Annotated in this window: 26 protein-coding genes; 15 read left to right on the top strand and 11 right to left on the bottom strand. The window is 71.2% G+C overall.

Annotated features, from left to right (window positions below; all coding sequences use genetic code 11):
- Window positions 1-90 precede the first annotated feature (90 nt).
- From FFG40_RS17110 to FFG40_RS09225, 4 genes are all read left to right on the top strand, one after another.
- Window positions 91-423 (top strand): hypothetical protein, encoded by a 333-nt coding sequence (locus tag FFG40_RS17110; RefSeq protein WP_185974148.1) that lies wholly within the window; start codon window positions 91-93, stop codon window positions 421-423.
- Entirely contained in the window at window positions 417-1460 is a 1044-nt protein-coding gene (locus FFG40_RS09215) for an AraC family transcriptional regulator (protein WP_185974149.1), read from the top strand. Before FFG40_RS17110 ends, FFG40_RS09215 begins: the two co-directional genes overlap by 7 nt.
- A 134-nt stretch (window positions 1461-1594) precedes the next feature.
- Window positions 1595-2704, top strand: coding sequence for an acyl-CoA desaturase (locus FFG40_RS09220; RefSeq protein ID WP_111235189.1), 1110 nt, complete (start codon window positions 1595-1597; stop codon window positions 2702-2704).
- Window positions 2705-2708: 4 nt separating this feature from the next.
- On the top strand, window positions 2709-2930 hold the full coding sequence (locus tag FFG40_RS09225) for a cold-shock protein (protein ID WP_309146757.1): 222 nt from the start codon (window positions 2709-2711) through the stop codon (window positions 2928-2930).
- Between the two features lie 333 nt (window positions 2931-3263).
- Here FFG40_RS09225 and FFG40_RS09230 read toward each other — a convergent pair whose 3' ends face one another.
- The 5 genes from FFG40_RS09230 to FFG40_RS09250 form a co-directional block, all read right to left on the bottom strand.
- Complete coding sequence (locus FFG40_RS09230) at window positions 3264-3773, bottom strand: hypothetical protein (RefSeq protein ID WP_138802968.1); 510 nt, start codon at window positions 3771-3773, stop codon at window positions 3264-3266.
- 285 nt (window positions 3774-4058) lie between these two features.
- The gene (locus FFG40_RS09235; RefSeq protein ID WP_138802969.1) at window positions 4059-4478 is read right to left on the bottom strand and encodes a hypothetical protein; all 420 of its coding nucleotides are present in this window, start codon (window positions 4476-4478) and stop codon (window positions 4059-4061) included.
- Window positions 4479-4558: 80 nt separating this feature from the next.
- On the bottom strand, window positions 4559-6316 hold the full coding sequence (locus tag FFG40_RS09240) for a hypothetical protein (RefSeq protein WP_138802970.1): 1758 nt from the start codon (window positions 6314-6316) through the stop codon (window positions 4559-4561).
- Complete coding sequence (locus FFG40_RS09245; protein WP_138802971.1) at window positions 6316-6600, bottom strand: hypothetical protein; 285 nt, start codon at window positions 6598-6600, stop codon at window positions 6316-6318. Before FFG40_RS09245 ends, FFG40_RS09240 begins: the two co-directional genes overlap by 1 nt.
- A 211-nt stretch (window positions 6601-6811) precedes the next feature.
- Window positions 6812-7495, bottom strand: coding sequence for a hypothetical protein (locus tag FFG40_RS09250; protein WP_110865654.1), 684 nt, complete (start codon window positions 7493-7495; stop codon window positions 6812-6814).
- 198 nt (window positions 7496-7693) lie between these two features.
- On the opposite strand from FFG40_RS09250, the gene FFG40_RS09255 reads away from it, so the two are divergent.
- The 8 genes from FFG40_RS09255 to FFG40_RS09290 all read left to right on the top strand — a co-directional run bounded on the left by FFG40_RS09255 (window position 7694) and on the right by FFG40_RS09290 (window position 14639).
- The gene (locus tag FFG40_RS09255; RefSeq protein ID WP_138802972.1) at window positions 7694-8209 is read left to right on the top strand and encodes an N-acetyltransferase; all 516 of its coding nucleotides are present in this window, start codon (window positions 7694-7696) and stop codon (window positions 8207-8209) included.
- Entirely contained in the window at window positions 8206-8877 is a 672-nt protein-coding gene (locus FFG40_RS09260) for an HAD-IA family hydrolase (protein ID WP_138802973.1), read from the top strand. Before FFG40_RS09255 ends, FFG40_RS09260 begins: the two co-directional genes overlap by 4 nt.
- 29 nt (window positions 8878-8906) lie before the next feature.
- Window positions 8907-10655: an AMP-binding protein gene (locus FFG40_RS09265; protein ID WP_138802974.1), complete on the top strand. Its 1749-nt coding sequence runs from the start codon at window positions 8907-8909 to the stop codon at window positions 10653-10655.
- Window positions 10656-10682: 27 nt separating this feature from the next.
- Window positions 10683-11543 carry a hypothetical protein gene (locus FFG40_RS09270; protein WP_138802975.1) on the top strand — a complete coding sequence of 287 codons (861 nt, stop codon included), beginning with the start codon at window positions 10683-10685 and terminating at the stop codon, window positions 11541-11543.
- A gap of 49 nt (window positions 11544-11592) precedes the next feature.
- Entirely contained in the window at window positions 11593-12078 is a 486-nt protein-coding gene (locus FFG40_RS09275) for a luciferase family protein (protein WP_221935165.1), read from the top strand.
- A gap of 184 nt (window positions 12079-12262) precedes the next feature.
- On the top strand, window positions 12263-13195 hold the full coding sequence (locus FFG40_RS09280) for an ABC transporter ATP-binding protein (RefSeq protein ID WP_138802976.1): 933 nt from the start codon (window positions 12263-12265) through the stop codon (window positions 13193-13195).
- Complete coding sequence (locus FFG40_RS09285; protein WP_138802977.1) at window positions 13192-14055, top strand: ABC transporter permease; 864 nt, start codon at window positions 13192-13194, stop codon at window positions 14053-14055. Before FFG40_RS09280 ends, FFG40_RS09285 begins: the two co-directional genes overlap by 4 nt.
- A 95-nt stretch (window positions 14056-14150) precedes the next feature.
- On the top strand, window positions 14151-14639 hold the full coding sequence (locus FFG40_RS09290) for a hypothetical protein (RefSeq protein ID WP_138802978.1): 489 nt from the start codon (window positions 14151-14153) through the stop codon (window positions 14637-14639).
- Between the two features lie 8 nt (window positions 14640-14647).
- On the opposite strand, the gene FFG40_RS09295 is transcribed toward FFG40_RS09290, so the two are convergent.
- Complete coding sequence (locus tag FFG40_RS09295) at window positions 14648-15253, bottom strand: dihydrofolate reductase family protein (RefSeq protein WP_138802979.1); 606 nt, start codon at window positions 15251-15253, stop codon at window positions 14648-14650.
- A gap of 104 nt (window positions 15254-15357) precedes the next feature.
- Between FFG40_RS09295 and FFG40_RS09300 the strand changes: the two genes are divergently transcribed.
- Complete coding sequence (locus FFG40_RS09300) at window positions 15358-17301, top strand: family 43 glycosylhydrolase (RefSeq protein WP_138802980.1); 1944 nt, start codon at window positions 15358-15360, stop codon at window positions 17299-17301.
- A 200-nt stretch (window positions 17302-17501) separates the two neighbouring features.
- Window positions 17502-18914 (top strand): GAF domain-containing serine/threonine-protein kinase, encoded by a 1413-nt coding sequence (locus tag FFG40_RS17115; RefSeq protein ID WP_185974150.1) that lies wholly within the window; start codon window positions 17502-17504, stop codon window positions 18912-18914.
- A 362-nt stretch (window positions 18915-19276) separates the two neighbouring features.
- On the opposite strand, the gene FFG40_RS09310 is transcribed toward FFG40_RS17115, so the two are convergent.
- A complete protein-coding gene (locus FFG40_RS09310) occupies window positions 19277-20074 on the bottom strand; it encodes an SDR family NAD(P)-dependent oxidoreductase (RefSeq protein WP_138802981.1) in 798 nt (265 codons plus the stop codon).
- A 110-nt stretch (window positions 20075-20184) separates the two neighbouring features.
- Here FFG40_RS09310 and FFG40_RS09315 point away from each other — a divergent pair, with 110 nt between their 5' ends.
- Window positions 20185-21090, top strand: a complete 906-nt coding sequence (locus FFG40_RS09315) for an AraC family transcriptional regulator (protein ID WP_138802982.1) — start codon at window positions 20185-20187, stop codon at window positions 21088-21090.
- 6 nt (window positions 21091-21096) lie between these two features.
- On the opposite strand, the gene FFG40_RS09320 is transcribed toward FFG40_RS09315, so the two are convergent.
- The 4 genes from FFG40_RS09320 to FFG40_RS09335 form a co-directional block, all read right to left on the bottom strand.
- On the bottom strand, window positions 21097-21582 hold the full coding sequence (locus tag FFG40_RS09320; protein WP_071246354.1) for a tetratricopeptide repeat protein: 486 nt from the start codon (window positions 21580-21582) through the stop codon (window positions 21097-21099).
- Window positions 21579-22388, bottom strand: coding sequence for a PmoA family protein (locus FFG40_RS09325; RefSeq protein WP_138802983.1), 810 nt, complete (start codon window positions 22386-22388; stop codon window positions 21579-21581). Before FFG40_RS09325 ends, FFG40_RS09320 begins: the two co-directional genes overlap by 4 nt.
- A gap of 10 nt (window positions 22389-22398) precedes the next feature.
- Entirely contained in the window at window positions 22399-23079 is a 681-nt protein-coding gene (locus FFG40_RS09330; RefSeq protein ID WP_138802984.1) for a bifunctional 2-polyprenyl-6-hydroxyphenol methylase/3-demethylubiquinol 3-O-methyltransferase UbiG, read from the bottom strand.
- A gap of 208 nt (window positions 23080-23287) precedes the next feature.
- Complete coding sequence (locus tag FFG40_RS09335) at window positions 23288-24037, bottom strand: FadR/GntR family transcriptional regulator (protein ID WP_111047760.1); 750 nt, start codon at window positions 24035-24037, stop codon at window positions 23288-23290.
- Window positions 24038-24279: the final 242 nt, after the last annotated feature.

The raw sequence follows: 24279 nt of genomic DNA on the forward strand, positions 1-24279 counted from the left end.
ACATGACCGGAATCGTCCTGTCGATACTGAAAGTGTCTCGTGCACCGCCGTCGAAATCGGTGCGCCACATCGAACCGACAGGGAGGCGCGATGGGACACCGCCAGGGATCCACGACCGTGATGACCGAGGCCGCCGTCTGGCAGCAGGTCGTCCACACAGACCGGATCCGTGCGCTCGCCGCGACGGACCCGACCGACATCCGGGTGCAGCCGGTCGACGCCGGGTGTTGGCGGGTCGTCGACGCCGCAGCTGCATGGGGGGACCCGGACATGCTCCTCGGCTTCATCGAGCGCACGGTGGAGGGTTTCGACTGCACGCTCATGGCGGCACTGCACGAGCACGACCGGCGAGCGAGCCTGCAGGACGCTCGCGCCTGGTTCGAACACCGCTGCGGACAGCACGTCGACGAGGCACCGTGCTGACCGCGGTCCACGGGACCGACGCCGCCCGGACCGTCACCGCGCGGATCGACGCCCAATGCCGGCGCACCGAACGATCCGGTACCGACCGGGCCTTCGCCGCGCGCTTGCTCGCCCAGGCCGGGCACGGCCGTGACGTGCGCTTCGACGTCGAGGACGACGCCTTCCGGCTGCCGTTCCGGTTCCGCTACCGGACCCGCCGCGACGGTTGCGTGAGCCTCGTCACAGCGTCGACGACCTCCGGCTTCTCCGGGGTCTTCGAGCCCATCGACCGCATCGTCGTCGGGTGGTCGAGCACCGGCGGTGTCCACATCGCCGTCGAGGACGGCGTCGTCCTCGAGACCCGCCCGGGCACGCCCGTCCTGATGCCGACGTCCGGGGAGTTCTCGGTGCGCGCCCCGAAGGGCACGCTGCAGCTCGTGAGCATCGACCGGGCGCTCCTCGACCAGGTGTGCTCGTCGCTGGGAGCCGCAGCGCCCGAACTGCCGACCCGGGGTGCCGAGCCCGCCGTCGCGGCGCTCGAACACCTGCGCCGGTGCGTCGAGCAGGTGGCCGTCACCGCGACGCGCGACGGGTTCACCTCGGGCACCCGGAACGCCGCGCAGGTCGCGCTGGTCGAAGCCGTGCTCGGAGCCTTCGGCGTCCGGACGGCCGCTGTCCTCCGCCGTGCGGCGATCCCGTCGACGGTCGAGCTGGCCGAGGCCTACCTCGACGGACACTGCGATCAGGTGCTCTGCCTCGCCGACATCTGCGACGCCGTGGGCGTGAGTCCGCGGACCCTGCAGACGGCGTTCATGCGGGAGCACGGTGTCTCGCCGATGACGTTCCTGCTGCAGATGCGGCTCGACCGGGTGCACGCGGCCCTCGAATCCAGCGGCCGTCACGAGACGAGCGTGAGCGAAGCCGCGATGGCCTGGGGCTTCCGGCACCTGGGGCGGTTCTCGGGCACGTACTTCCGCCGTTTCGGGGAGTATCCGGGGCAGACTTTGCGTGCATCGTCCGGCCGGTGCGCAGACGGTCCGGAGCGTCACGCCGGCTGAGTTCGTGCACCGCGCAACGTGTTCCGGACACCACGGTGAACACGCAAGTTCGGCCCCTAGGGTCGCCGCAAGCGCAATCGCGTGAACTCCCTCGAACCGGTTGAAGGACCGATCCGTACCGGAAGGCGGTCCACATGACCACCACTCCGCTCGCTCCGGGTTACACCCGCACTCGTCCCGCTACGGGGGCCCGCAAGGGCACCTCGACCTACTCCGCGCTCCTGGCGCAGGTGAAGGAGAACGGCCTCCTGCGCCGTCGTACCGGTTTCTACTGGGCACTGTTCGGCGCACTCGTCGGCAGCCTCGCCCTCGCCTGGGTCGCGTTCGCGTTCCTCGGCGACTCGTGGTTCCAGCTCATCGTGGCCGGCGCGCTGGGCGTGCTGTTCACACAGTTCGCGTTCCTGTCGCACGAAGCCGCCCACCGCCAGGTGTTCGAGTCCCAGAAGTGGAACGACCGCGCGGGCCGCTGGCTCGGCACGTTCCTTGTGGGCCTCAGCTACTCGTGGTGGATGAACAAGCACACGCGCCACCACGGCAACCCGAACACCGTCGGCAAGGACCCCGACATCGCCCCCGACGGCATCCGGTTCCTGCCCGAGGACGCCGCCGCCGTCAAGGGCGGCGCGATGAAGACCTTCATGCGCTTCCAGGGGTGGCTCTTCTTCCCCCTCCTCACGCTCGAGGGCCTGAACCTGCACCGCTACGCAGTGATGTCGATCGTCACCGGCAACGGCACCAAGGCCGACAAGAAGCACCGCCTCATCGAGGGCGCCCTGCTGGTGGCGCGTTTCGCGATCTACCTGACGGTCGTGTTCTGGTTCCTGCCGTTCGGGATGGCGTGTGCGTTCCTCGGGGTGCAGCTGGCCGTGTTCGGCGTGATGATGGGTGCCTCGTTCGCCCCGAACCACAAGGGCATGCCGACGATCGCCCACGATGCGAAGGTCGACTTCTTCTCCCGCCAGGTGCGCACCTCGCGCAACATCCGTGGCGGCTGGTGGGTGTCGTTCCTGATGGGTGGCCTGAACTACCAGGTCGAGCACCACCTGTTCCCGTCGATGCCGCGTCCGGCGCTGAAGCAGGCCCGCCTGCTCGTCCGCGACCACTGCGACACCCTCGACGTGCCCTACACCGAGACGACGCTGCTGCGTTCCTACGGCATCGTCGTCCGGTACCTCAACCGCGTCGGCCTCGCCGCCCGCGACCCCTTCGCGTGCCCGATGGTCGCGCAGCTGCGCATCCACTGACGCCGTGCTGACCGCCATGCCGACGGGCACCGTCAAGTGGTTCGACCACAGCAAGGGGTACGGCTTCATCCACCCCGACGACGGGTCCCAAGACCTGTTCGCGCACTTCTCCAGCATCGTCGCGGCGACCGGCTCCCGGCCGCTCGCCCAGGACGACCACGTGCAGTACGAGATCGGGCCCGGCAAGAAGGGCCCGCAGGCGGACAACATCTCGATCATCCGCTGATCGGCACCACCACGAGCAACGCCCCGACCGTTCCGGTCGGGGCGTTGCTCGTCGCTGCGGGAGTGGCCGCGGTCGACGGAGTCTCGCCCTGCCGGACAGCTCGCGGGTCCCGGCATCCGCAACGTGTCCGCGGAACCGAGTCTCGGCAGGGGCTCCGGCCCTGCGCACCACGAGCTCGGGCCGTGATCTCGCGCCGAACGACAGCTCACGCCCGGTGAACCACGCAGGGTGTCGCTCAGCCCGAAACGAGCTCGGCGTTCACTCGCTCAGATCGACGCTGGCCCCTCGAGAACTGCGGTCCCGGAAGCATGGGCCTCCAGCGCATCGGTGTGATCAACGCTCGGACAGGGAGCCCCGATAGCAGGACGAGAACGAAGCGATCCGGACGGTCAGCGACCCGTTGTCGACGGTGACCAGGTATCGCTCGCCAGCACCGCGGCTGAGCGCGAGCCGTTCGAAGCCCTTGCCGGTCCGTTCCGTCTCGGCAGTGAACGAGGAGTCCGTTGAGAACTCGGACCGGATCTTGCCGTACGCGGGATCCGCTGCTTCTGACTCCGTCAGCCGCAGGGTGATGCCGCCGGCAGACTGCACCTCTGAATCAGAACATGCGAGCAGTACCCACTTCCGAGTCGCCTCAGACGAAACCTTCTCGGCGTCGAACGTGTCGGCGATCTTTCGTTGCACAGCACCCGTGCGCTCCTCGGCCGCAGCGCGGACCTCCGCTTGATCGGAACTCGATGAGGTCGTCGGTGTTGCCGTCGTGGGTTGCCCTCCGGTGCATGCGGTCAGTGCGAGGGCGATGATCGCCCCGATGGCGGATGAGATGGCCGGGTGTCTGGTCACAGGAAGATCTCCTCCACGAGGTCGTCGAGGACGTCCTGGTTTCCTTCGATCCGAGCAACCTTGTCATGCTGGTCAATGAGGTTCCCGAATCGTACAAGTCGACGCCCTCGGGCGGCGGCCGCAGTACTCGCCGTGGCCGAACGCAGGGTTCCGGCGAGGACCGTTCCCGTCCCACACCCGCCCGTCGCTTGCCCGACCTGGAGGAAGTCGACCGAGAAGTAGTCCGTGTAGGTGGCCTGTCGTTCGGGCTGCCACATCTCCACGGCCGCCGAGGCGGGCGTTCACTCAGTCGTCGTTCAACGAACCCGGGAAACACTGCGAGAACGACGACAACCGGACCTTCTTGGTGTCGTTGTAGATCGTGACGAGGTACTGGTCGTCGTTCTTCCCGGTGAGCGTCAGTCGCTTCGCGCCCTTGCCGGTCGTGTCAGTGGCGGCCGTGTACCCGTCGTCCCGCACAGCGGCGGTGATCGCGTCGTAGGTCTCATCGACGTCCACTGGGCGCGCCAGCGTGATGGCGGCGCCGCCCGCTGCCGAAACAGTGGTGTCCGAGCAGGCCAGCAGCGTCCAGTCGATCGTGCGGCTGCTGGCGACCGCGTCGTCCGGGATCGCACCGATCACCCGGTCCTGGATCTCCGTCGTGCGACGTTCGGCAGTTGTCCGGGACACCGAGGCGGTTGCGCCCGGCTCGTGTTGTTCCTTCATCGATGGTCCTCCAGCGCAGGCAGTGATGGACAGTGCGAACGTCGTCACGAGACCCGCGACGAACCAGGCGGAGCGGGTGGTCACTCGAAGATCTCCTCGGCGAGTTGGTCGAGGACGGCGCGATTGCCCTCGATGCGTGCGACCTTGTTGTGCTGGTCCATCAGGTTTCCGAAATCGTACGGGTTCACGTCGGTCGGTGCCGGACCGTAGTACTCGTCGTGGCCGAACGCCGGGTTCCACCGTGGATTGTTGCCGTCCCAGACTTGTCGGGTGCCCTGCCCGAGCTGCAGGATGTCGTAGTAGGAGTGGTCCGTGTAGGTCGTCATCGGGTTGGGCTGCCAGGTCGGCGGCATACCCGCTCCGGACAACGATGTGACCTGCCCGTACTGGGTCCCCAGGGTCTCGGACGTGGTGATGTTCGCCAGACCCCAGCTGTGTCCGATGGCAGTTCGCTGCGTGTTCGCGAGGTTCGGGTCCACATCCAGTCCTGCTGACAGTTGGCGGAGTCGTTCAGCCGGGGCCAGTGCGAAGTCGGGGTCGTTCGCCTCGTTGACGCCGGCTGGCCCAGGGGTCTCCTCGCCGGGGAAGACGCCGTCCTTCGCCACGAGGACCACCGTGTCATCGGGCGACTGGTTGTGCAACCACTTGCCGACCTGTTGCACGCTGCCGTTGTAGAAGGACTCGACATTGCTGAAGGTCCCCGGCACGTACGTGATCACGTGCTCCGTGTCCGGCGACGGCGTGCCGATCATCTCGATGATCCGATGGTCCTCCGGGTCGTACAGGTACAGCTGGGTCTTCGGCGGCTCGGCCGTGACCCGGAGCAGGTACTTCTCCTCGAGCGCCAGCCGGTCGATCTCGTCCTTGGTCGACGTGTCGGTCCGACCGGAGAGCGCCTCTGACCAGGCCAGAGCCAGTCGGAGCGCCTGGAGCCGAGACTGCACGGCCGAGAGGCGGTTCTCCGCGAGGTTCTTGTTCGCCGCGACGCGCGCCGCGGGCGGGAGGCCGTTCAGTCCGCCGAGCACCGACGGCACTGCTGCGATGAGTGCCTGCTGCTCGGGGGACAGGGTTCCGTCGTCGCCGCTCCCGAGCGACTGCCACCACGCACGCACCGCGCCGGGGTCGGCCTGCTGGATGGTCTCGACGACTTCGGGGTGGGCCTTCAGGAACGCTGCTGCCTCATCAGCGCCCATGCTCTGGAGCAGGGCGAGCAGCGTCAACGGGGTCGCACTCGCGATGTCGGACCCGCTCAGCTTCTGGGGAAGTCCGTTCGCCCGGCGGGCCGAGAGCGCGTCGATGCACCGCCGGTCGGCCGCACGACGCTGCTCGACGAGGGCGTCCCACTCCATGTCGAGGGACCGGGTCGTCGCGACTGCGTGGGACAGCTGGTCGTCGGCCCGGTTCGCGGTGGACTGCAGTCCAGCGCCCGCCTCGGGTGTCGTGGTGGCGTCCTTCGCAGCCGAGCGTGCTGCGTCGCGAGCCGTTTCGGACGCAGTCTGGGCGGACGCGAGAGCCGCTGCGGCCGAAGCCCGGGCGGTCTCGAGCCGCTGTTGCTCCTGCTGCACCGCCTCGAGGTCCATCGCGTACCGCTCCAGAGCGGACGCCTGCTCGACGAGCGCAGCCCGGAGCATCATCGTGTCCGCGCTGAAATCGCCGATGTTCGACAGGAACGGTTCCTTCGCGCGTCCCTTCCAGTCGGCGCTCTGGCCGTCGCTCGCGATGTCACGCAGGGTCCGTTCGACGTCCTGCAGGTCATCAGCCTTGGTGCGTCGCGCAGTCGCCAGCGCCGCGACGGCGGCGGTGTCGCCAGTTCCGGGGTCGGTGGTCGTCCAGGACATCAGCGACCGCCAGACCGGCCCGCGAGGTCGTCCTCGACCGCGGAGATCTTCGTTGCCACGTCGCGCGGGTACTGCCCGATGGCGCTGAGGGACTGCGCGAGCACCTCGGCGCGGTCGGTGATGGCGGTGCCGGCCGTCCCCAGTGCGTCTGCGACCTCGGCCGACCCGAGTGCGTCCTCTCGCGGATCGCTGATGGCCCGGTCGAGCCGGACCGCCTGCGGTACCGGCGTCAAGGCGTTCGTCAGCGCATCGAGCGTCGTCTCGTCGACCTGCAGATCCCCCATCGGTCACCCCTCCCGTGGCCTGCGACGACCCTAGCAGCGGTCGCCACCGCACGCGGTGGGGCTGTGGAAGCGCCGACGGGACGGACTGGAGGCGCGGTGCGGTCTGGCACCGCGCCTCCAGTCCGTCGTTCCTCACGTCCACCGCAACCGACGCAAGTCGGCCCGGACCGCGCTGCTGCGTGGTCCGGGCCGACTGTGGTGGTGCGGGGTGTTACTTGATCTGTGCGGTGATGGTGGCGGTGCCGACGAGGAGGCCGCGCTTGACGGCGTCGGTGCCGAAGGTCTTGTTCAGCAGGCCGGCGGCGTCTTCGGAGATGTGGACGGTGGTGCCGGTGAGGATGGCGTTGTCGCCCTCGAGCTGGAGGGGCTTGAGGGAGCCGCCGTGCAGCTCGAATAGGAACGCGTTGGCCGCGGCGACCTTGCCGTTGACGAGGACGTCGCCGTAGAGCTTGGACGAGCCCGGGTTCACGACGAAGTTCTCCAGCGTGACGGTGGTGTCGCCGGCCTTCAGGGTCAGCCCCGAGTCGTCGTGGTTCAGCAGGCCCTGCACGTACGGGCGGTAGTTGCCGTCGGGCGACCAGTAGGTGACCGACCCGGCGGTGATCGGGAACGACACCGACCCGTCGGCGAGGGTCGCGTCGCCGGAGACGCCGGGGGTGAGCTTCAGGGCGGTGAGGGCGTCGGTGAAGCCGGAGTCGAGCTTCACGGCGGTGGAGCCACCGAGGACCTCGGGGACCGAGGCGACGGGTGCGGGGATCTTCGACTCGGACGAGGAGGACACCGTGTGCACGTTCGGGGTCGCGGCCTGGGCGGAGGAGATCCCGAACGCGGCACCGCCGAGGACGAGGGCGCCGGTCGTGGCGAGGGTGATGGAGGTCTTGAGGCTCTTACGCATCGTGATCAGTCCTTTGCTGTTGTCGCGCTCGGCGCGGCTGCTGTGTGCGCGCCGAACACACCCTTGGTGGGGTGGAGAACCAGCGATGTGCGGCTGGTGAGCGCTCCGGGTGTTTCCCGGTCGTTGCAGGTGATTCGGCGTCGTCCGCCAGTCGGATTGGAACGAGTTCTCCGGGCCTGTCGCCCCTAGGCTCGGGTCATGCGGGGAACGACGATCCGACCGACCACGGAGGACGACTGGGAGTCCGTGCGGGCACTGCGGCTCGAGATGCTCCGGGACACCCCGAAGGCGTACGGGGAGCGACTCGCCGACGCGGAGCGCATGCAGGAGCGTGACTGGCGCCGACGCGGCCGCCGTGAGCAGGACGTCGGCGGGACGACCCTCGCCGCGATCGGTGCCGACGGCCGGTGGCTCGGGACGATGGGGGTGTTCGTACCCGGACCCCGGGTCGGGCCGCTCCTGGTCGGCGTCTACGTCGCACCGTCGCACCGGGGCCGTCCCGCCGGCGTCGCCGATGCGTTGCTCGACGAGATCGAGGTGTGGGCGGCTGCACACGGATCGGCACTGCGGCTGCACGTGCACGAGGGGAACACCCGTGCACAGGCCTTCTACGCCCGACGTGGCTACGAGCCGACGGGGGCGACCGAGGCGTACGTCCTCGATCCGAGCGAACTCGAGATCGAGATGATCCGGCAGCTGCGGGGATCGCTGTGAGCGGCGGGACGGCCGGGGCTACGGGGCCCGTCGTGCGGTGGCTGCTGTCCGACGTGGGCGGCGTCCTCGAGCTCGTCGACGACGCCGCCTGGCCCGGACGCTTCCGGGCGCGGTGGGCCGAGCGTCTCGGGATGACGACGGACGACTTCTCCGCTCGCCTCGTCGCGGCCGACCTGCCCGACGCCTCCCGTCAGACCGGCGTCGTCGACCGCTACTGGGGTGCGATCGGGACAGCGCTCGAACTCGGGGCCGATCAGCTCGCCGTGATGCGGGCCGACTTCTGGGATGCGTACTGCGGAACCCTGAACCAGCCGTTGTACGACTTCCTCGCCGGACTCCGCGGCACGATCGGCCTGGCGATCCTGTCGAACTCGGGCGACGGCGCTCGAGAAGAAGAGGAGCGGCGCTTCCGGTTCTCGGCGGTGTTCGACCCGATCTGCTACTCCCACGAGATCGGCGTGAACAAGCCCGAACCAGGGGCGTTCCGCATCACCCTCGAGCGCCTCGGGGCGGATCCGGACGAGGTGTTCTTCGTGGACGACGTGCCCGAGAACATCGAGGCCGCACGTGCGCTCGGCATCGGGGCGCACCTGCACGTCGACACCGACGAGACGATCCGGGTGCTCGGTGCGGTCGTGCGGGGGAGCGGCCGGGCGACCGGGCGCTGACGCCGGTGTTCGTGAGCGTGCCGGGCCGGATGCGGCATGATCGGTCCGTGCCTGATGTGAACCCGACCGCCGCGTACCGTGCCGCCCGCGACCAGCTCCTCGCCGCGGACTCTCCCGAAGCGGCACGCGCCGGGTTCCGCTGGCCGGACGTCGGCGACACGTTCAACTGGGCGACCGACTGGTTCGACGTCATCGCGACCGACAACAGCCGCACTGCGCTCTGGATCGTCGAGGAGGACGGTCGTGAGCAGCGGCTCAGCTACGCCGAGATGGCCGCACGGTCCGATCGGCTCGCCGCGCGCCTGCACGACTTCGGCGTGCAGCAGGGCGACCACGTCCTCGTCATGCTCGGCAACCAGCTCGAGCTCTGGGAGACGATGCTCGCCGTGATCAAGCTCGGTGCGGTCATCCTGCCGACGTCGACCATGCTCGACACCGCGGACCTGCAGGACCGCGTCGACCGGGGCTCCGTGGCGCACGTCGTCACGAACCGGAGCGAGACGCACAAGTACGACGACGTCCGCGGGTCCTTCACGCGCATCGTGATCGGCGGTCCCGCTGACAGGTGGACGGAGTACCCGAGCGACCTGGGCGAGCCCGCTCCTGCCGACGAGGTCCGTCCCCACGTCGTCACCCGCACGACCGACCCGTGCCTGGTCTACTTCACGTCCGGCACGACGTCGAAGCCGAAGATGGTCGTGCACACCCAGACGTCGTACCCGGTCGGACACCTCAGCACGATGTACTGGCTCGGCGTCCGGCCCGGTGACGTGCACCTGACGATCAGCTCGCCCGGGTGGGGCAAGCACGCCTGGAGCTGCTTCTTCGCGCCGTGGATCGCCGAGGCCACCGTGTTCATCCACAACACGGCGCGCTTCGACCCGGCTGCACTCCTCGCGCAGCTCGAGCGGGCCGAGGTCAACACGTTCTGCGCGCCGCCGACCGCGTGGCGGATGATGCTGCAGTCCGACCTCGGCGCGAAGCCGCGCGCGCTCCGCGAGCTCATCTCCGCCGGCGAGCCGCTCAACCCCGAGGTCATCGGCCGGGTCGAGGCGGCGTGGGGGCTCACCATCCGCGACGGCTACGGGCAGACCGAGACGACGGCGATCATCGGCAACGCCCCGGGTGCCGCCGTGACGCCCGGCGCGATGGGCAAGCCGCTCCCCGGCGTGACCGTGACGCTGCTCGACCCCGTCACCGGCGAACCGGGCGACGAGGGTGAGGTCTGCCTCGACCTCACCGAGCGGCCCGTCAACCTGATGGCCGAGTACCTCGGCGATCCCGACCGCACGGCCTCGTCGATGCGCGACGGCTTCTTCCACACCGGCGACATCGCCGTCCGCGACGCCGACGGTGAGCTGACCTTCATCGGCCGCACCGACGACGTCTTCAAGTCCTCGGACTACAAGGTGTCGCCGTTCGAGGTGGAGAGTGCCCTGCTGGAGCACCCGGCCGTGGCCGAGAGCGCGGTCGTCCCGGCCCCCGACGACGCCCGTCTCAACGTCGTCAAGGCGTACGTCACGTTGGCCACCGGATGGGAGGCGTCGGCCGACACCGCCAGACAGGTCCTGGAGTACGCACGCACGGCTCTCCCCGCCTACGCGCGCGTCCGCCGCGTCGAGTTCGCGGAGCTCCCGAAGACCATCTCGGGCAAGATCCGCCGCGTGGAGCTCCGGGAGCGCGAGGAGCAGTCGGTGAGCAACGGCACGCGCGCCGAGGGGGAGTGGCGCGACGACGAGTTCCCCGGCCTCCGCGCGCCCCGCCCGCAGGCGAGCTGACCCGCACGGGCACCCTGGGCTCGACACGTGGAACTGATCGAGGACGCCTCACGCGGCGACTGGTTGCTGGCCCGGGCCGGCTCGTTCGCCTCGTTCGGCGGCGTCGCGGGCACCGGGTTCGAGGCCTACGCCCGGATCCTGCACCCGCTCCGAGCGGATCGCGAGGACCGGACGACCGTGGACGAGTACGACGAGCACCCGGTCCTCGAGTCGGCCGAGTGGCGCTGGGCCGACGTCGCCGAGCGCACCCGTCGGACGATCGACCCGCTCGTGTCGTGGCAGACGCTCAGCGGTCGGGACGACGAGTCGGACCTGCCCTTCGACGACGGCTGGGTCGTCCATCCACCCGAAGAGGGCTGGTACGAGCCGAGGCAACTCGCCGCGCTCACCGAGCTCCTCGCCGAGGCGACGTCGACCCCGGACGACCTGGTCGGGGCGATCTGGGACGGATGGGGCGACCTGAACGGGACGTCGACATTGGGCTTCGGGTGGCAGGGGAGCGGCGAGCCGACGGCGGCCGAGCGCGTGGAGATGCAGGCGCACATCGACCGGAGGCAGGCGCAGCACCGGCGGGAGCAGGCTGCGCTCCGGGAGTCGCTCGCGGGTCCGCGCTTCCTGTGGCCGGCCCGCGAGTGCTTCCTGCTCTCCATGTCCCTGCCGCAGCTCAGCGACCCGTCCTGGACGGACGACGCCCGCGTGGGCACGTACGTCGAGGTCGGGCACACCCCGCAGATGCTCTGGCCCGAGGGGCACGAGTGGGTGCTCGCCACCGAGATCGACTGGGACTCGACGATCGTCGCCGGGTCGCGGTCGCTCGTCGACGCGCTCCTCGCCGATGCCCGGTTCGAGGCGTACGAGGTCGACGCGGACGCTTCCCCGTCCTCGTGAGGGCGCGAACAGGAGCGATGCAGCCCGGCCGAGACGGTATCGTCGAGCAATGATCAGGTCCATCCGCCGCGGCGAACGGCCCGCCGTGTCCGACGCCGGTCCCCAGCGTCAGCTCACCGACCGCGCGACGCCGGAACTGTGGGGAGCGCTCGTCGGGAGCGCCGTCGCGCTGCCCGGCGTCGAAGAGGGGCACAGCCAGGTGTCGCCGGCGTCGTCACGCGCGTTGTTCCTGCGCGATCAGCGCGACCACTTCGTCCCGTGGACGTCACTGGCGCCGGACGGACGACTCGAGCCCGTGCACCTGCACGGCGTCGAGGACACCTCGGTCCACCTCTGCCTCCCGGTCGCACGGGGAGCCGAACTGACCGAGCTCGGCTGGGCGATCCCGCACCAGTACGAGGACCACGGGACCGAGTTCATGGTCTACGGCCCGCGCAACGTCGAGGAACTCGCGGTCGTGCTGTCGATCATCGAGGAGAGCCTCGCGTTCGCTCGCGACCCTGGCGACGAGCGCCCGGCGCACCACCCCGCCTGATCACTTCGCGTCCAGCGACACCTCACGGCCGGCCGCGCGCGTGAACTGTCGCCCAGCGCGAAAACCCGCGCGCCCCGCCCGCACCCCGCGCGACCCCGCCCGCCCCCGCGTCACCCTGTGGGAGCACACATCTCCCCCCAGCGGCGGACGCGGCGACGCCGCGCACTCCCGTAGCGTCGAGGCCGTGATCGAAGTCAGCCATCTCACCAAACAGTACGGTCCGAAGACCGCCGTGGACGACGTCTCCTTCGTCGTGCGTCCCGGCAGTGTGACCGGCTTCCTCGGGCCCAACGGCGCCGGGAAGTCCACCACGATGCGCATGATCATGGGGCTCGACCGGCCCACATCGGGCAGCGCCACCGTGAACGGCCAGTCCTACACGAGCTTCCGCGACCCGCTCCGGCAGGTCGGCGCCCTGCTCGAGGCGAAGGCCGTGCACTCGGGGCGCAGCGCCTACAACCACCTGCTCTCCCTCGCGGCGACCCACGGCATCCCGAAGTCCCGCGTGCACGAGGTCATCGACATGACCGGCCTCGACTCCGTCGCGAAGAAGCGCGTCGGCGGGTTCTCGCTCGGCATGGGGCAGCGCCTGGGAATCGCTGCCGCACTGCTCGGTGACCCGAAGACCCTGATCCTCGACGAGCCCGTCAACGGCCTCGACCCCGACGGCGTGCTCTGGGTGCGTCAGCTCGCCCGCCGCATGGCCGCCGACGGCCGCACGGTGTTCCTCTCCAGCCACCTGATGAGCGAGATGGCACAGACCGCCGACCGCGTGGTGGTGCTCGGCCGGGGCAAGGTCCTCGCCGACGCCCCGATCGCCGAGTTCGTCGCCGGTGGTGGCGCCGCTGCCGGCACCGATGCCGCCGTCAGTCGCGTCATCGTCCGCACGCCGGACCCGAACGGCCTGTTCACCGCCATCGGCCCGAACGCCGCGGTCACCCAGCGCGAGGACGGATCGTTCCTCGTCGTCGGGCCCGACGCCCCGACGGTCGGCAACATCGCCGCGCAGGCCGGCGTCCCCCTGCACGAACTCACCCCGACCGGCGCGAGCCTGGAAGAGGCCTACATGGCCCTCACCCGCGACGACGTCGAGTACCGATCGGAGGGCACCCGATGAGCGCCACCACCTCGCCCACCACGCCGTCGACCCGGATGAGCGGCTCGACCCGCCTGTCGTTCCCGCACCTGGTGCGGAGCGAGTGGATCAAGCTGCGCAGCATCCGGTCCACGTTCTGGTGCTACGCGATCCTGGTCGTCGTCACGATCGGCATGGCCGCGCTGGTCGGTGCGAACACGAACAGCGGTGGGCAGGACCTGCCGACGGACATCGCCAACGGCACGTTCGTCAACGCCAACACCGTCGGCGTCCTGCTCTCGTCGCTCGTCGTCGGCGTGCTCGGCGTCCTCATCATCACCGGTGAGTACGGCACGGGCCAGGTCCGCTCGACCTTCACCGCCGACCCCCGTCGCACCGGCGTGATCCTGGCGAAGGCCACCGTCCTCGCCGTCACGACGTTCGTGGTCAGCGCCGTCGCCACCTGGATCGGCGTCCTCATCTCGCTCCCGCTGCTCGCCGGCAACGGTGTCGAGCCGGAGATCGGTGACCCGTCGGTCTTCATGCCGATCCTCGGTTCGTCGGTCTTCCTGACCCTGCTGGCGCTCCTCGCCTACGGCATCGGTCTGCTCGTCCGCTCGAGCGCCGGCGGCATCGCGATCACGCTCGGCATCCTGTTGGTCCTGCCGGTGGTGCTGGGCCTGATGGCCGGGCTGATGAACGTCGAGTGGCCGACGAACATCGCCGCGTTCCTGCCGGACATGGCCGGCGGCCAGCTCTACGCCTACGCGTACGACGGCGCGAGCGAGGCCGACAACAGCGGGGTCGTGCTCAACGGATGGGGCGGTTTCGGCGTCCTCGCGGCCGAGGTCCTGGTCATCGGTGGCCTCGCCCTGACGCTCGCGCGCCGTCGCGACGTCTGACGCGACCACCCCACGGCCGGGAGGCGCGGTGCCAGCCGGCACCGCGCCTCCCGTCGTTCCGCGGTGCGGGTCCACCGCGTCACTAGGCTCACAGCGTGCGCTCCGTCCCCGCCCTGCTCCTGCCCGCGATCGCGGGCGTGCTGCTGCTGGCCGGCTGCGCCGGGCCGCCGCCCGTCGACGAGGCCGCGCTGCACGCCTGGGAGAAGCGCCAGATGGCCACCGACTCGGACCGGGATCTCGGTGCGATGTACGCCCCGGAATCCGCCGGGCAGAGCGCGACGGGGAACGACGACGAGATCGACCGTGGCATCACGATCACGTTCGCGCACCCGGAAACGGTCGACCACCTCGAGTTCTCGTGCTTCGGTGACGGGCACATGAGCGGTTCCGTCACGGTCGTCTCCGGGAGCACGTCGCGGAACGACATCACCGAGTCGATGCCCTGCGGCGACGGAGCGCAACGCATCGACCTGCGGCGGACCTGGCGTGCCGACGTCGACAGCATCTCCTTCAACGGGTTCGACAGCGACCGCGACAGCGCCTGGAACGTCCGCGTGATCGGCGCAGAGCGCGTCGAGGACTGACCGAGCGCTCAGGACCGCCGGACGTCGTACCGGTGCAGGGTGACGCCGTTGTCGTAGCGCTGCTGCTCGAGCAGGTCGAGCTGCACGAGCGGGCGGTGCCCCGAGCGGGGCGGATCGAACAGCGGCCGACCGGCGCCGAGCACCGACGGGTGCGTGAAGAGCATGACCTCGTCGAGCAGCCCGGCATCGAGCAGCTGACTCGCGATGCTCGGTCCGCCCACGCCGATGTCGCCCTCGCCGGCGGCACGGATCGAAGCCAGCTCGGTGATCGCGTCGCCGTCGCCACCGATGACCCGGGTGTCGTGGTCGGCGGTGGTCCGGCTGCGGGACACCAGGACCTTCGGCTGCGCGGTCCAGATCTCGCCGTACTCGCGCAGGTACTGCGGCATCGACTCGTCGTGCCGGGCGTCGGGCCAGAACGGGTCCATCATGTCGCGCACCACGCGGCCCTCGACGGACAGGGTCATCGCGGCGGCGCGGGCGTTGAACTCACGGTGCAGTGGCTCGTCGATCCGGATCCAGTCGGGTCCGTCCAGGCCGTCGTGCTCGCCGGGGGCCCGTTCGACGAACCCGTCGACGGAGACGTTGATCCAGTAGACGAACCTCGCGGGCATGGCATGACTCCTTCGTCGAGCCGAGCGTACGCTCGCGCACGTCGCCCGTCGACACCCGCAGTCCCTCCAGCAGCACCTCCCTCAACGACGAGAGCAGGTCAGGCATGCGCCGATCGTCCACCGCACTCCTCGCCGTCGTGACGTTCCTCGGCGTCGCGACCACGGGCCTCCAGGCTGCACCAGCGGATGCGTCCGCGGTGCCGGGCGGAACCATCCGGGCGACCACCACCACGACCGTGGCGTCGAGCGCCGCCAGCCGGCACGGCCGCACGGCACCCAACCACCAGAACCCGGTCGCGCTCAGCCTGCCCGACGGGCAGACGGCCGCGAGCTGCGCGGACCCGACCGTGATCCACGGAGCCGGACGCGACCGCAACTGGTACCTGTACTGCACCACCGACGCGCTCACCACGACGGAGCAGAACCCCGACGGGTCCCTCGTGCAGCACGCCGTGCCCACGTACCGGTCGACCGACCTGACCCACTGGACGTACGTGAACGACGCGTTCCCGACGAAGCCCGCCTGGGTGGGCGACGCGAACGGGATCTGGGCGCCGGACGTCGTGTACCGCACCGGAGACCGTGGCCGGGCCGGCACCTGGTACCTGTACTACGCGGCGTCGGACACCCCGTCGGCGACGGGGCCGAGCGGCGGCGGCTCCGCGGTCGGGGTGGCGACGAGCTCGAGCCCGACGGGTCCGTGGAAGGACTCCGGCGGACCGGTCGTGGCACCGCAGACCGCGCCGAACGGCGACGGCGCGCGGTGGGCCTTCGACCCCGAGGTCATCACCGACGGCGGCACGACCTACCTGTACTTCGGCAGCTACTTCGGCGGCGTGAACGTCCGACGGCTCAGCGCGGACGGCCTGCGCTCCGACCCGTCGACCGAGCGGCAGATCGCGATCGACAACCGCTACGAGGGCGCGTACCTGATGCGGCACGGCGGCTGGTGGTACTTCACGGGCTCCGCCACGAACTGCTGCAACGGCGCCCTGACCGGCTACGGCGTCTTCGTCGCCCGGTCACGGAGCCCGCTCGGGCCGTTCACGGACCGCGACGGTGTGGCGATCACGAGCACCCGGGTCGGCGGCACGCCCCTGCTCGCGCAGAACGGCAACCGCTGGGTGGGGACGGGGCACAACACCGTGGTCACCGACTTCGCCGGCCAGGACTGGATCATCTACCACGCGGCCGACCGCACCGACCCGTACTACGCGGGGCAGCCGACCTACACGAAGCGGCCGGCGCTGATCGACCCGCTCGACTGGCAGGGCGGCTGGCCGGTCGTCCGCGGTGGTGCAGGGCCGTCCGACACGGTGCAGCCGGGGCCGGTCGCGCAGCCCGGGCAACGGCCGACCTACCGGGCGTCCACCGCCCCGGTCGACGTGCCGGGTCGGACGATCCGCGCGCTGTCGACCTCGTTCGACGGTGCCTCGCTGCCGGGGACTGAGCCCGGGGCGCTGCCCGCCGCGCTCACGTGGACGCGAGCGCCCGACCCGTCCACCTGGACCGTCGCCGACGGCACGTTCCGCTGGCAGACGCAGGACGCCGACATCCACCCGCCCGCGACGCCGCTCGCATCGGTGCTGTCCGAACCGGCGCCCCGTGGGGACTACGTGCTCCAGACCACGGTCGGGGTGGACACTCCGGCAACCGGCGACGGCCTGAACTACGTGCAGGGCGGCCTGATCGTCTGGGGTGACGACGGCAACTACGTCCGGCTCACGTCGAACTCGATCTTCAACACGCGACAGACCGAGTTCGGCAAGCAGGTGTCCGGGCAACCGGCCGGGGCGCCGAGCTACGGGAACATGGTCGTCGGTCCGGTCGGGGACACCACCACGCTCCGGATCGTCCACCGCGAGGTCCGGGGTGAGGACCGGTACACCGCGTACACGAGCCTGGACGGTCGGCACTTCGTCCGGGGCGGGACCTGGACGGCGGAGCTCGGCAGCGCACCCCGCGTCGGGCTCATCTCGCTCGGAGGCTCCGGCTTCACCAGCACCTTCGAGGACCTCCGCGTGAGCACGGTCGCGACGCGCCGCTGACGGGGTGGACCCGCAAAACACCGGTGTTCGCAGGCTGAACCGCGGTGTGCGCGTGCTCGACCCGCGAACACCGGTGTCTTGCAAGCCGCACGGCGCGCCGCCGCACGGCCCCGTTCAGCCGCGAAACGTCGCCCGTCAACGAGATACCCGTCGGGATGCGAAGATGCATCGTTGGTGCCGGAGCCGAGAACGAGGGTTGGATGATCCCGACGGAAGAACACGACGCGAGCGCGCCGCTGCTCGACGGTCGGTACCGCGTGGAGCAAGCGATCGGCCAGGGCGGCATGTCCGTCGTCTACCGGGGTGTGGACGAGAGCCTGCACCGCCCGGTCGCGATCAAGCTCTTCCACGCGGGCATCGTCGACATCGCCCGGCAGGAGGCCGAACTCGGCGTGCTGGCGTCGCTCGAGCACCACAACCTCGTCAGCCTGCTCGACGCCGGTGTCGTCACCGGGCAGGACGGCACGCAGCAGCGCTACATCGTGATGTCGCTCGTCGTCGGGCAGGACCTCGAGGAGCGCCTGGCCGTCGGCCCGCTCGCCTCGCGGCACATCGCCGAGATCGGCTACGACATGGCCGAGGCGCTCGACTACATCCACGCCCACGGCGTCGTGCACCGCGACATCAAGCCGTCGAACATCCTGCTCGTCGACTACGGCAACGGCTCCGACCGGGCCCGCGCGCGCCTGACCGACTTCGGCATCGCGCTCGCCGCAGGCGTCGAACGCCTGACCGCCGACGGCGTGACCACCGGCACCGCCGCGTACCTCAGCCCCGAGCAGGCGCGCGGCGGCGAGGTCGGCCCGCCGAGCGACGTCTACTCGCTCGGCCTCGTGCTGCTGCAGTGCTTCACCCGCCGCCGCGAGTTCCCGGGCTCGCTCGTCGAGTCCGCCGTCGCCCGGCTGTCCCGCGACCCCGTGGTCCCCGAGCCCCTGCCCGAGCACTGGAAGCACCTGCTCCGTGCCATGACCGCGCAGGACCCCGCGGCCCGTCCGCTCGGCGCCGAGCTGGTCACGATGCTCCGCGACGTCGTGATCGCCGAGACCGCCACCAGCGACCACGTGGTCGAGCCGACCGACGAGACGGCCCAGGTACCGACGCGCCCCGAGACGGACCGCCCGGCGACCCTCGACAGCCTGCCCGACGAGTCGCTGCAGCGCACCACGGCGATGGCCGCACGGCTCTTCGACGCACCGATCGCCCTGGTCGAGGTCCTCGACGAGGACCGCGAGTGGTCCCAGTCGTACATCGCCGAGGGCATCGACGAGGCAGCCCGCAGCATCAGCTTCCGCAACGGCTTCGCCCCGGTCCCCGTCCCCGTCGTGATCCCGGACGGCTCCGCGCACCCCGAGATGCGGAACAGCCCCCTGGTCACCGGCCCGCTCGGCATCCGCTTCTACGTCAGCGTCCCGCTCGTGAAGCACGACGGCGCACCGATCGGCACCCTCGCCGTCCTCGACACCCGCCCGCGGCAGGCCACCGAGGACGACCTCGCGAACCTCCGCGACCTGGCGGCGCTCGCCGTCTCGCAGCTCGAGATCCGCCAGGAGTCCCTGCGGACGACCAGCGACTCGCTGCCGGTCCCACGGGTGGTCGGCGACCACACCGCCTGACGGGAGGCCCGGTGCCAGCCCGCACCGCGCCTCCCGACCGCGTGGTGGTCGCGCCCACCGCCGCGCCCACGCCGTCCGCCGAGCGGTCACGATCCGTCGACTGGCGCGCTCCCGCGCGACGGTCCGTGACCGCTCGACCACCTGCCAGCGGTGCGTCGTGACCACTCGCGGATCCGATGCCCGGCTGACCGACTCCCGCCGAGCGGGCGAAATGCCGGGGTGCGTCCGTGTGCCGACCCGGGTGTTCCGCCCGTTCGTGGTGGTGGGGGTTCGCGCGGGGCGGCTGGCGCTGCCGAGCGGGCGAAAAGCCGGGGTTGCACCGAGCACGACCCGGGTGTTCCGCCCGCTCGTGCGGGGCGCGCTCAGCCGAGGCGGGTCGCGGCGAGGCCGCCGTCCACGTCGATCGTGGCGCCGTGCACGAAGGTCGCCTCGTCGGAGGTCACCCAGCGCACGGCGAAGGCGACGTCGACGGGGCGGACGGGTGCTCCGGCGGGGGTGCCCGCCGTCATCTGCGCGAGGACGTCGTGCGAGTCCGCGTTCCCCGGCGTCGCGGTGGCCCCGGGCGACACGGTCGACACCCGGACGCCGTGCGGTCCGAACTCGGCTGCCCAGGCGCGGGTCAGCTGCTCGACCGCGGCCTTCGTCGCCGGGTAGAGCGCCGTGAACGGGACGCCGACGCGGGACATCCACGAGCCGATGTTCACGACGACGCCCGAGCCGCGTTCGACCATCGCAGGAGCCAGCGCTCCGACCAGCACGTGCGGCGCGCGGACGTTCGTGGCCCAGAGGGCTTCGGCGTCGTCGTCGGCGAGCAGTGCGGTGGGGCCGACCGGGTAGACACCGGCGTTGTTGACCAGGACGTCGACCCGGCCGCCGAGGGCCTCGGTGGCGCGGGCGGCGAGGTCACGGACCGCGTCGGGGTGGGTGTTCAGGTCGCCGATCACGGCCACGGCAGTGCCTCCGGACGCGGTGATGGTGTCCACCACGGCCTGCGTGCGCTCCGGGTCACGGCCCGCCACCGCGACGGTGGCGCCGGAGGCGGCGAGGACACGGGCGACGGCTTCACCGATGCCGCTCGAGGCGCCGGTCACCAGCGCGGTGCGGCCGGCCAGTCGGTCGTCGGTGGTCAGGGAGTCGAGGAGTGCTTCGTTGGTCTGCATGCTCCGATGCTCGGTCCGACGGACCCGGCGGTGATTGCCCAGGACTCCGGAGTGCTTGCCGGATCCCGCACGGGCACCACTCGCGCCGGATGCCTCGACAGAATGGGCACATGGACGACGTCACCTCGGACCGGCTGGACCGTGCGCTGCAGAGCGTCCTCGCCCACCTCGACGACACGGAGCGCGCCGGACGGCTCGGCCTCCGCCTGGCCCGAGTGGACCGTCCGACCGACCTCGGGTACCAGCGCTACACGCCGTCGGTGTCGGTGGTGCTCGCCGGTCGGAAGCGCTCGATAGTGGGGGATGACGACCAGCTCTGGGGTCGGGAACGCTTCATCATCACGCCCGTCGACCTGCCCGTGATCGCCGGGGTGGTCGAGGTCGAACCACCCGCGGGGTTCGTCGCGGTCGTCTGGCAGCTCGACCCCGCGGTGGTGGCCGAGGTCGCGACGGCGATGTCCCGCCCGCACCAGGACGAGGCGCCGCCGGCACGACTCGGCAGCTGGACCCCGCCCCTGGCGGACGCGTTCGCCCGACTCGTCGGACTGCTCGATGCTCCGGAGGACATGGCCGTCCTCGCCCCGCTCGTCACCCGCGAGGTGGTGCTCCGCCTGCTGCAGACGGACCAGGCACCGCGCATCCTGGCCGCGATCGGCAACCGGGACGGCGACGTCGTCGCCGCGGCAACCGCCCTGCTCACGGAACGGCTGGCGGACCCGTGGTCGGTGGCGGGCCTGGCCGCGGCGGTCCGGACGAGCGAGTCGACACTGTTCGCACGCTTCCGGCAGGTCACCGGCATGAGCCCCGTGCAGTACCTGCGGCGGCTGCGTCTGGGGGAGGCCCGGCGGCGGATGATCGTGCTCGGCGACACCGCCGCCCAGGCTGCGGCGGCGGTGGGGTACCGGAGCGCCTCGCACTTCTCGCGTGACTACCGCGCGCTGCACGGCCGACCACCGGCTGCCGACGCCGGTCGGGCCCGTGCACTGCTCGCACGGGGTGAGGTCGCGATCGCCTGAGGCGCGTCAGTCCTCGGTGAGGGCCGCCGCGTAGGCACGGACGGACCGGTGGTACCGCGGGAGCGTCGGCTCGACGGCCTCGATCGCGACGCGCAGCGCCTCGGCGGAGCGTCCCGCGCTGTGCAGGGCGAGCGCGAGGAACACCCGCGGTGCCGCCCCGGTGGCAGGGTGCTCCGGCGCGTCGCGGAGCATCGCGATGGCCGCGTCGATCCGGCCGAGGTTCCGCAGGGTCGAGGCGTGCTGGACGACCATCCGGGCGGCTCGGTCCGGGTCGACGGAGTCCAGGCCGGCTGCGGTCGCGGCGGCGTACTGCACGTCGGCATCGGCCTCGTGTCCGCCTGAGTCGAAGGCACCCCCGAGCTCGAACGCGCCGAGCGCTGCGTGCGGAGCGTCGGCGGCGAGGTCGCGCATCCGCTCGATCCGCTGCTGGTCGTCGATCGTCTCGTCGTCCCACAGCGCCGCGACGCGTGACTCCCAGTCCCCTGTGCTCATCCAGCGAGCGTAGCGCCGTCGGTGATCGTCGCGCGGAACGAGCGGACCAGCGGTTCGCCGGGCTGCACGACGGCGGGGGTGTCCCACGCCAGCGCCGAGCCGATGGCGGGGTACTCCTCGGCGCGGACGAACCAGGGGTCGTGGTGGTCGACGGCCTCGATCCGGATCGTCGCCGGACCGCCGTCGAACACCGCCGACCAGGTGATCCAGGGTGTGACCGAGCCGTGCACGGCGGTCTCGCCCTCGGCGTCGGCGGTCCGGACGGCGACCCCCGTGCACTCGGGGAACCGCCAGAAGAAGCCGCCGTAGCCGGCTCCGGTCCGGCCGTTGCTGCCCGGGCCCCCGAGGTGCACCGGAGTGTCACCCGGGGTGCGGAACGACGACGACCAGGACAGTTCCCACCCGCTGGTGACCGCGCGCCAGCCGAGGGTGCGGTCCTCGCGCAGGACCACCGTGCGGTCCGGACCCCGCCAGACGAGTGCCTCGGCGGACATCGTGACGTGCTGCTCCGCGTGCACGACATCGACCGAGCCATGGTCGTCGCGCCACACGTAGCCGAGCCCCTCGACGTAGGTCCGGCCGCCCCAGCAGTTCACGCCGTCGACGTCCGGGATCGCGACGCCGACACCGCAGTGCCAGTCGTGGTCGCCGGGGTGGTGCGCGCTGACGACGGTGCCGCCGAGGGTCCGGACCGGGTGCAGGTACGGCCGAGGGGACGACGTGGCGATCGTGCCGGCGCCGCTGCCTTCGACGGCGACCTCGACACCGTCCACGACGAGTGCGCGGATGCCGTCGTCGGTGCTCACGCCACCGACGCTACCCGCGCATCAGCCGGGCGAGCACGACGCTGTCGAGCACCTCGTGTGGATCACCCTCGGGCGTCGTCGCGGTGCGCGGCCGGACCTCGGCGACCAGGACCTCCCACCGGTCGTCGAGCTGCAGGGCGGCGAGGTCGTCGGCCGGCGCAGGGAACCGGTACTCCCGCAGCTCGGGCGGCAGGTCGTCGTGCGGGGGAGCGGCGTGTGCGGTGACGAGCAGGTGCCCACCGACGTCGACGAAGCCGGCGGCCCGACGCAGGATGTCGGCTCGGGGGATCTCCACCGGCCACGACTGCAGGAACGACGCCGTCACCAGGTCGAACCGCGCGGCGGTGTCCCACCGGCCGAGGTCCGCGGCGACGAACGCCGTCCGCTCCTGGACTCCGGTGGCGACGGCAGCCCGCGAACCACGCCGGAGCGCCGTCACGGACAGGTCGATGCCCGTCACGTCCCAGCCCTGCTCGGCGAGCCACACCACGTCGCCGCCCTCACCGCAGCCGAGGTCGAGCGCCCGCCCCACCGGAAACCCCCACGTCACCGAGGCGAGCACGGCGTTCACCCGGCCGGACCAGATGCCGTCGCGCTCGGCGTAGCGGGCCTCCCACCAGTCCCGGGCGGAGGGCGCGGCAGTGGCATCGGTGGCAGATCCGGCGGCGGAGCCGTCGTGGTGGGTGTGCATGCAGCTACTCCAGCGCACGTGCCGGGCCGGACCCAAGCGGTGTTGCCGACCCGGCAACACCGCACCGTGCGAGGCGGGCACACGCCGGGCCTCCCGTCCGCCCCGATCGTGAGCAGAAGGTGTCGGGTCGGCTCGACGAACCCGACCATTCCTGCTCACGAAGCGAGCGAAACGAGCGAGCGAGCGAGCGAGCGACCGCGCGCGCCCGCTACTCGTCGGCGGGCAGCGGCTCGGCGTGCTCGATGCGTGCGCTCGCCGTGGCCATGTGCGCGTCCATCGCGCGCTGCACGGCTGGCACGTCGCGGGCACGCAACGCCTCGAAGACGGCGCGGTGCTCGTGGAAGGCGGCCTCGGTCGCCTGCCGGGTCTGCACGCGCCGCGCGACCCAGACGCTCAGCATCGAGCGCAGGCTCTGCAGCAGGTCGGCGAGCACGTCGTTGCCCGACGCCCGCGCCAGCAGGACGTGGAACCGGACGTCGGCGTCGATGAAGGCCTGCGGGTCGTCGAGCGTCGCCTCTTGCCGGACCAGGTACTCGCCGAGCTCGGTGATCTGCTCGTCGGTGGCGCGCTGCGCGGCGAGGATCGCGGCCGTGCGCTCCAGTGAGGACCGGATCTCGAGCAGCTCGCGGGTGCGGTTCGACGCGAGCATGAGACCCCACGACAGGGTCGTCGGAAGCAGGTCCGAGGTGCCTCCGCGCAGGTAGGTGCCCGAGCCGGGGCGGATCTGCACGATGCCCAGGATCTCGAGGGCGGCGAGGGCCTCACGGACGGCCGAGCGTCCGACGCCGAGCCGCTCGGACAGGACCCGCTCCGAGGGCAGCCGTGAGCCGGGGGCCAGTTCGCCGGCGGTGAGCAGCGAGACGAGCTGTCGGGCGACCACCGAGGCGGGGGACCCGACGGGCACGGACTCGAGTTCGAGTCGGATGTTGAGGGGGTCGTCCGGGCTGAACGCGGGCATGCAGTGAGCGTACCGGTCGGTCAACCGGTTGCGTGGGGAGTGGCCCCAGCGCGGCAAGCGGTGCGCGCAAGCAGTCCGGAACGCGTGGAATGGTCAACCGGTTGACAAGTTGCCCGACCGCGACGCACACTGGATCAGGCGCACCGATGCGCCCGCTCTCGATCCGCGCAGCAGCACGGAGCGTCCCGGCGAAAGCCGACCGGAACGTCCCGGCGCAGCCGCCAGGACGGGAGTCGTACCAC

Source organism: Curtobacterium sp. KBS0715, assembly GCF_005938005.2.
In the GTDB taxonomy this organism is placed as follows: Bacteria; Actinomycetota; Actinomycetes; order Actinomycetales; family Microbacteriaceae; genus Curtobacterium; species Curtobacterium flaccumfaciens.

Bases quoted from the DNA above. Each gene is read 5' to 3' on its own strand.
- FFG40_RS17110 (WP_185974148.1), top strand. From the start codon at position 91: ATGGGACACCGCCAGGGATCCACGACCGTGATGACCGAGGCCGCCGTC.
- FFG40_RS09220 (WP_111235189.1), top strand. From the start codon at position 1,595: ATGACCACCACTCCGCTCGCTCCGGGTTACACCCGCACTCGTCCCGCT.
- FFG40_RS09235 (WP_138802969.1), bottom strand. From the start codon at position 4,478: ATGAAGGAACAACACGAGCCGGGCGCAACCGCCTCGGTGTCCCGGACA.
- FFG40_RS09240 (WP_138802970.1), bottom strand. From the start codon at position 6,316: ATGTCCTGGACGACCACCGACCCCGGAACTGGCGACACCGCCGCCGTC.
- FFG40_RS09245 (WP_138802971.1), bottom strand. From the start codon at position 6,600: ATGGGGGATCTGCAGGTCGACGAGACGACGCTCGATGCGCTGACGAAC.
- FFG40_RS09250 (WP_110865654.1), bottom strand. From the start codon at position 7,495: ATGCGTAAGAGCCTCAAGACCTCCATCACCCTCGCCACGACCGGCGCC.
- FFG40_RS09255 (WP_138802972.1), top strand. From the start codon at position 7,694: ATGCGGGGAACGACGATCCGACCGACCACGGAGGACGACTGGGAGTCC.
- FFG40_RS09265 (WP_138802974.1), top strand. From the start codon at position 8,907: ATGCGGCATGATCGGTCCGTGCCTGATGTGAACCCGACCGCCGCGTAC.
- FFG40_RS09275 (WP_221935165.1), top strand. From the start codon at position 11,593: ATGATCAGGTCCATCCGCCGCGGCGAACGGCCCGCCGTGTCCGACGCC.
- FFG40_RS09285 (WP_138802977.1), top strand. From the start codon at position 13,192: ATGAGCGCCACCACCTCGCCCACCACGCCGTCGACCCGGATGAGCGGC.
- FFG40_RS09295 (WP_138802979.1), bottom strand. From the start codon at position 15,253: ATGCCCGCGAGGTTCGTCTACTGGATCAACGTCTCCGTCGACGGGTTC.
- FFG40_RS09300 (WP_138802980.1), top strand. From the start codon at position 15,358: ATGCGCCGATCGTCCACCGCACTCCTCGCCGTCGTGACGTTCCTCGGC.
- FFG40_RS17115 (WP_185974150.1), top strand. From the start codon at position 17,502: ATGATCCCGACGGAAGAACACGACGCGAGCGCGCCGCTGCTCGACGGT.
- FFG40_RS09310 (WP_138802981.1), bottom strand. From the start codon at position 20,074: ATGCAGACCAACGAAGCACTCCTCGACTCCCTGACCACCGACGACCGA.
- FFG40_RS09315 (WP_138802982.1), top strand. From the start codon at position 20,185: ATGGACGACGTCACCTCGGACCGGCTGGACCGTGCGCTGCAGAGCGTC.
- FFG40_RS09320 (WP_071246354.1), bottom strand. From the start codon at position 21,582: ATGAGCACAGGGGACTGGGAGTCACGCGTCGCGGCGCTGTGGGACGAC.
- FFG40_RS09330 (WP_138802984.1), bottom strand. From the start codon at position 23,079: ATGCACACCCACCACGACGGCTCCGCCGCCGGATCTGCCACCGATGCC.
- FFG40_RS09335 (WP_111047760.1), bottom strand. From the start codon at position 24,037: ATGCCCGCGTTCAGCCCGGACGACCCCCTCAACATCCGACTCGAACTC.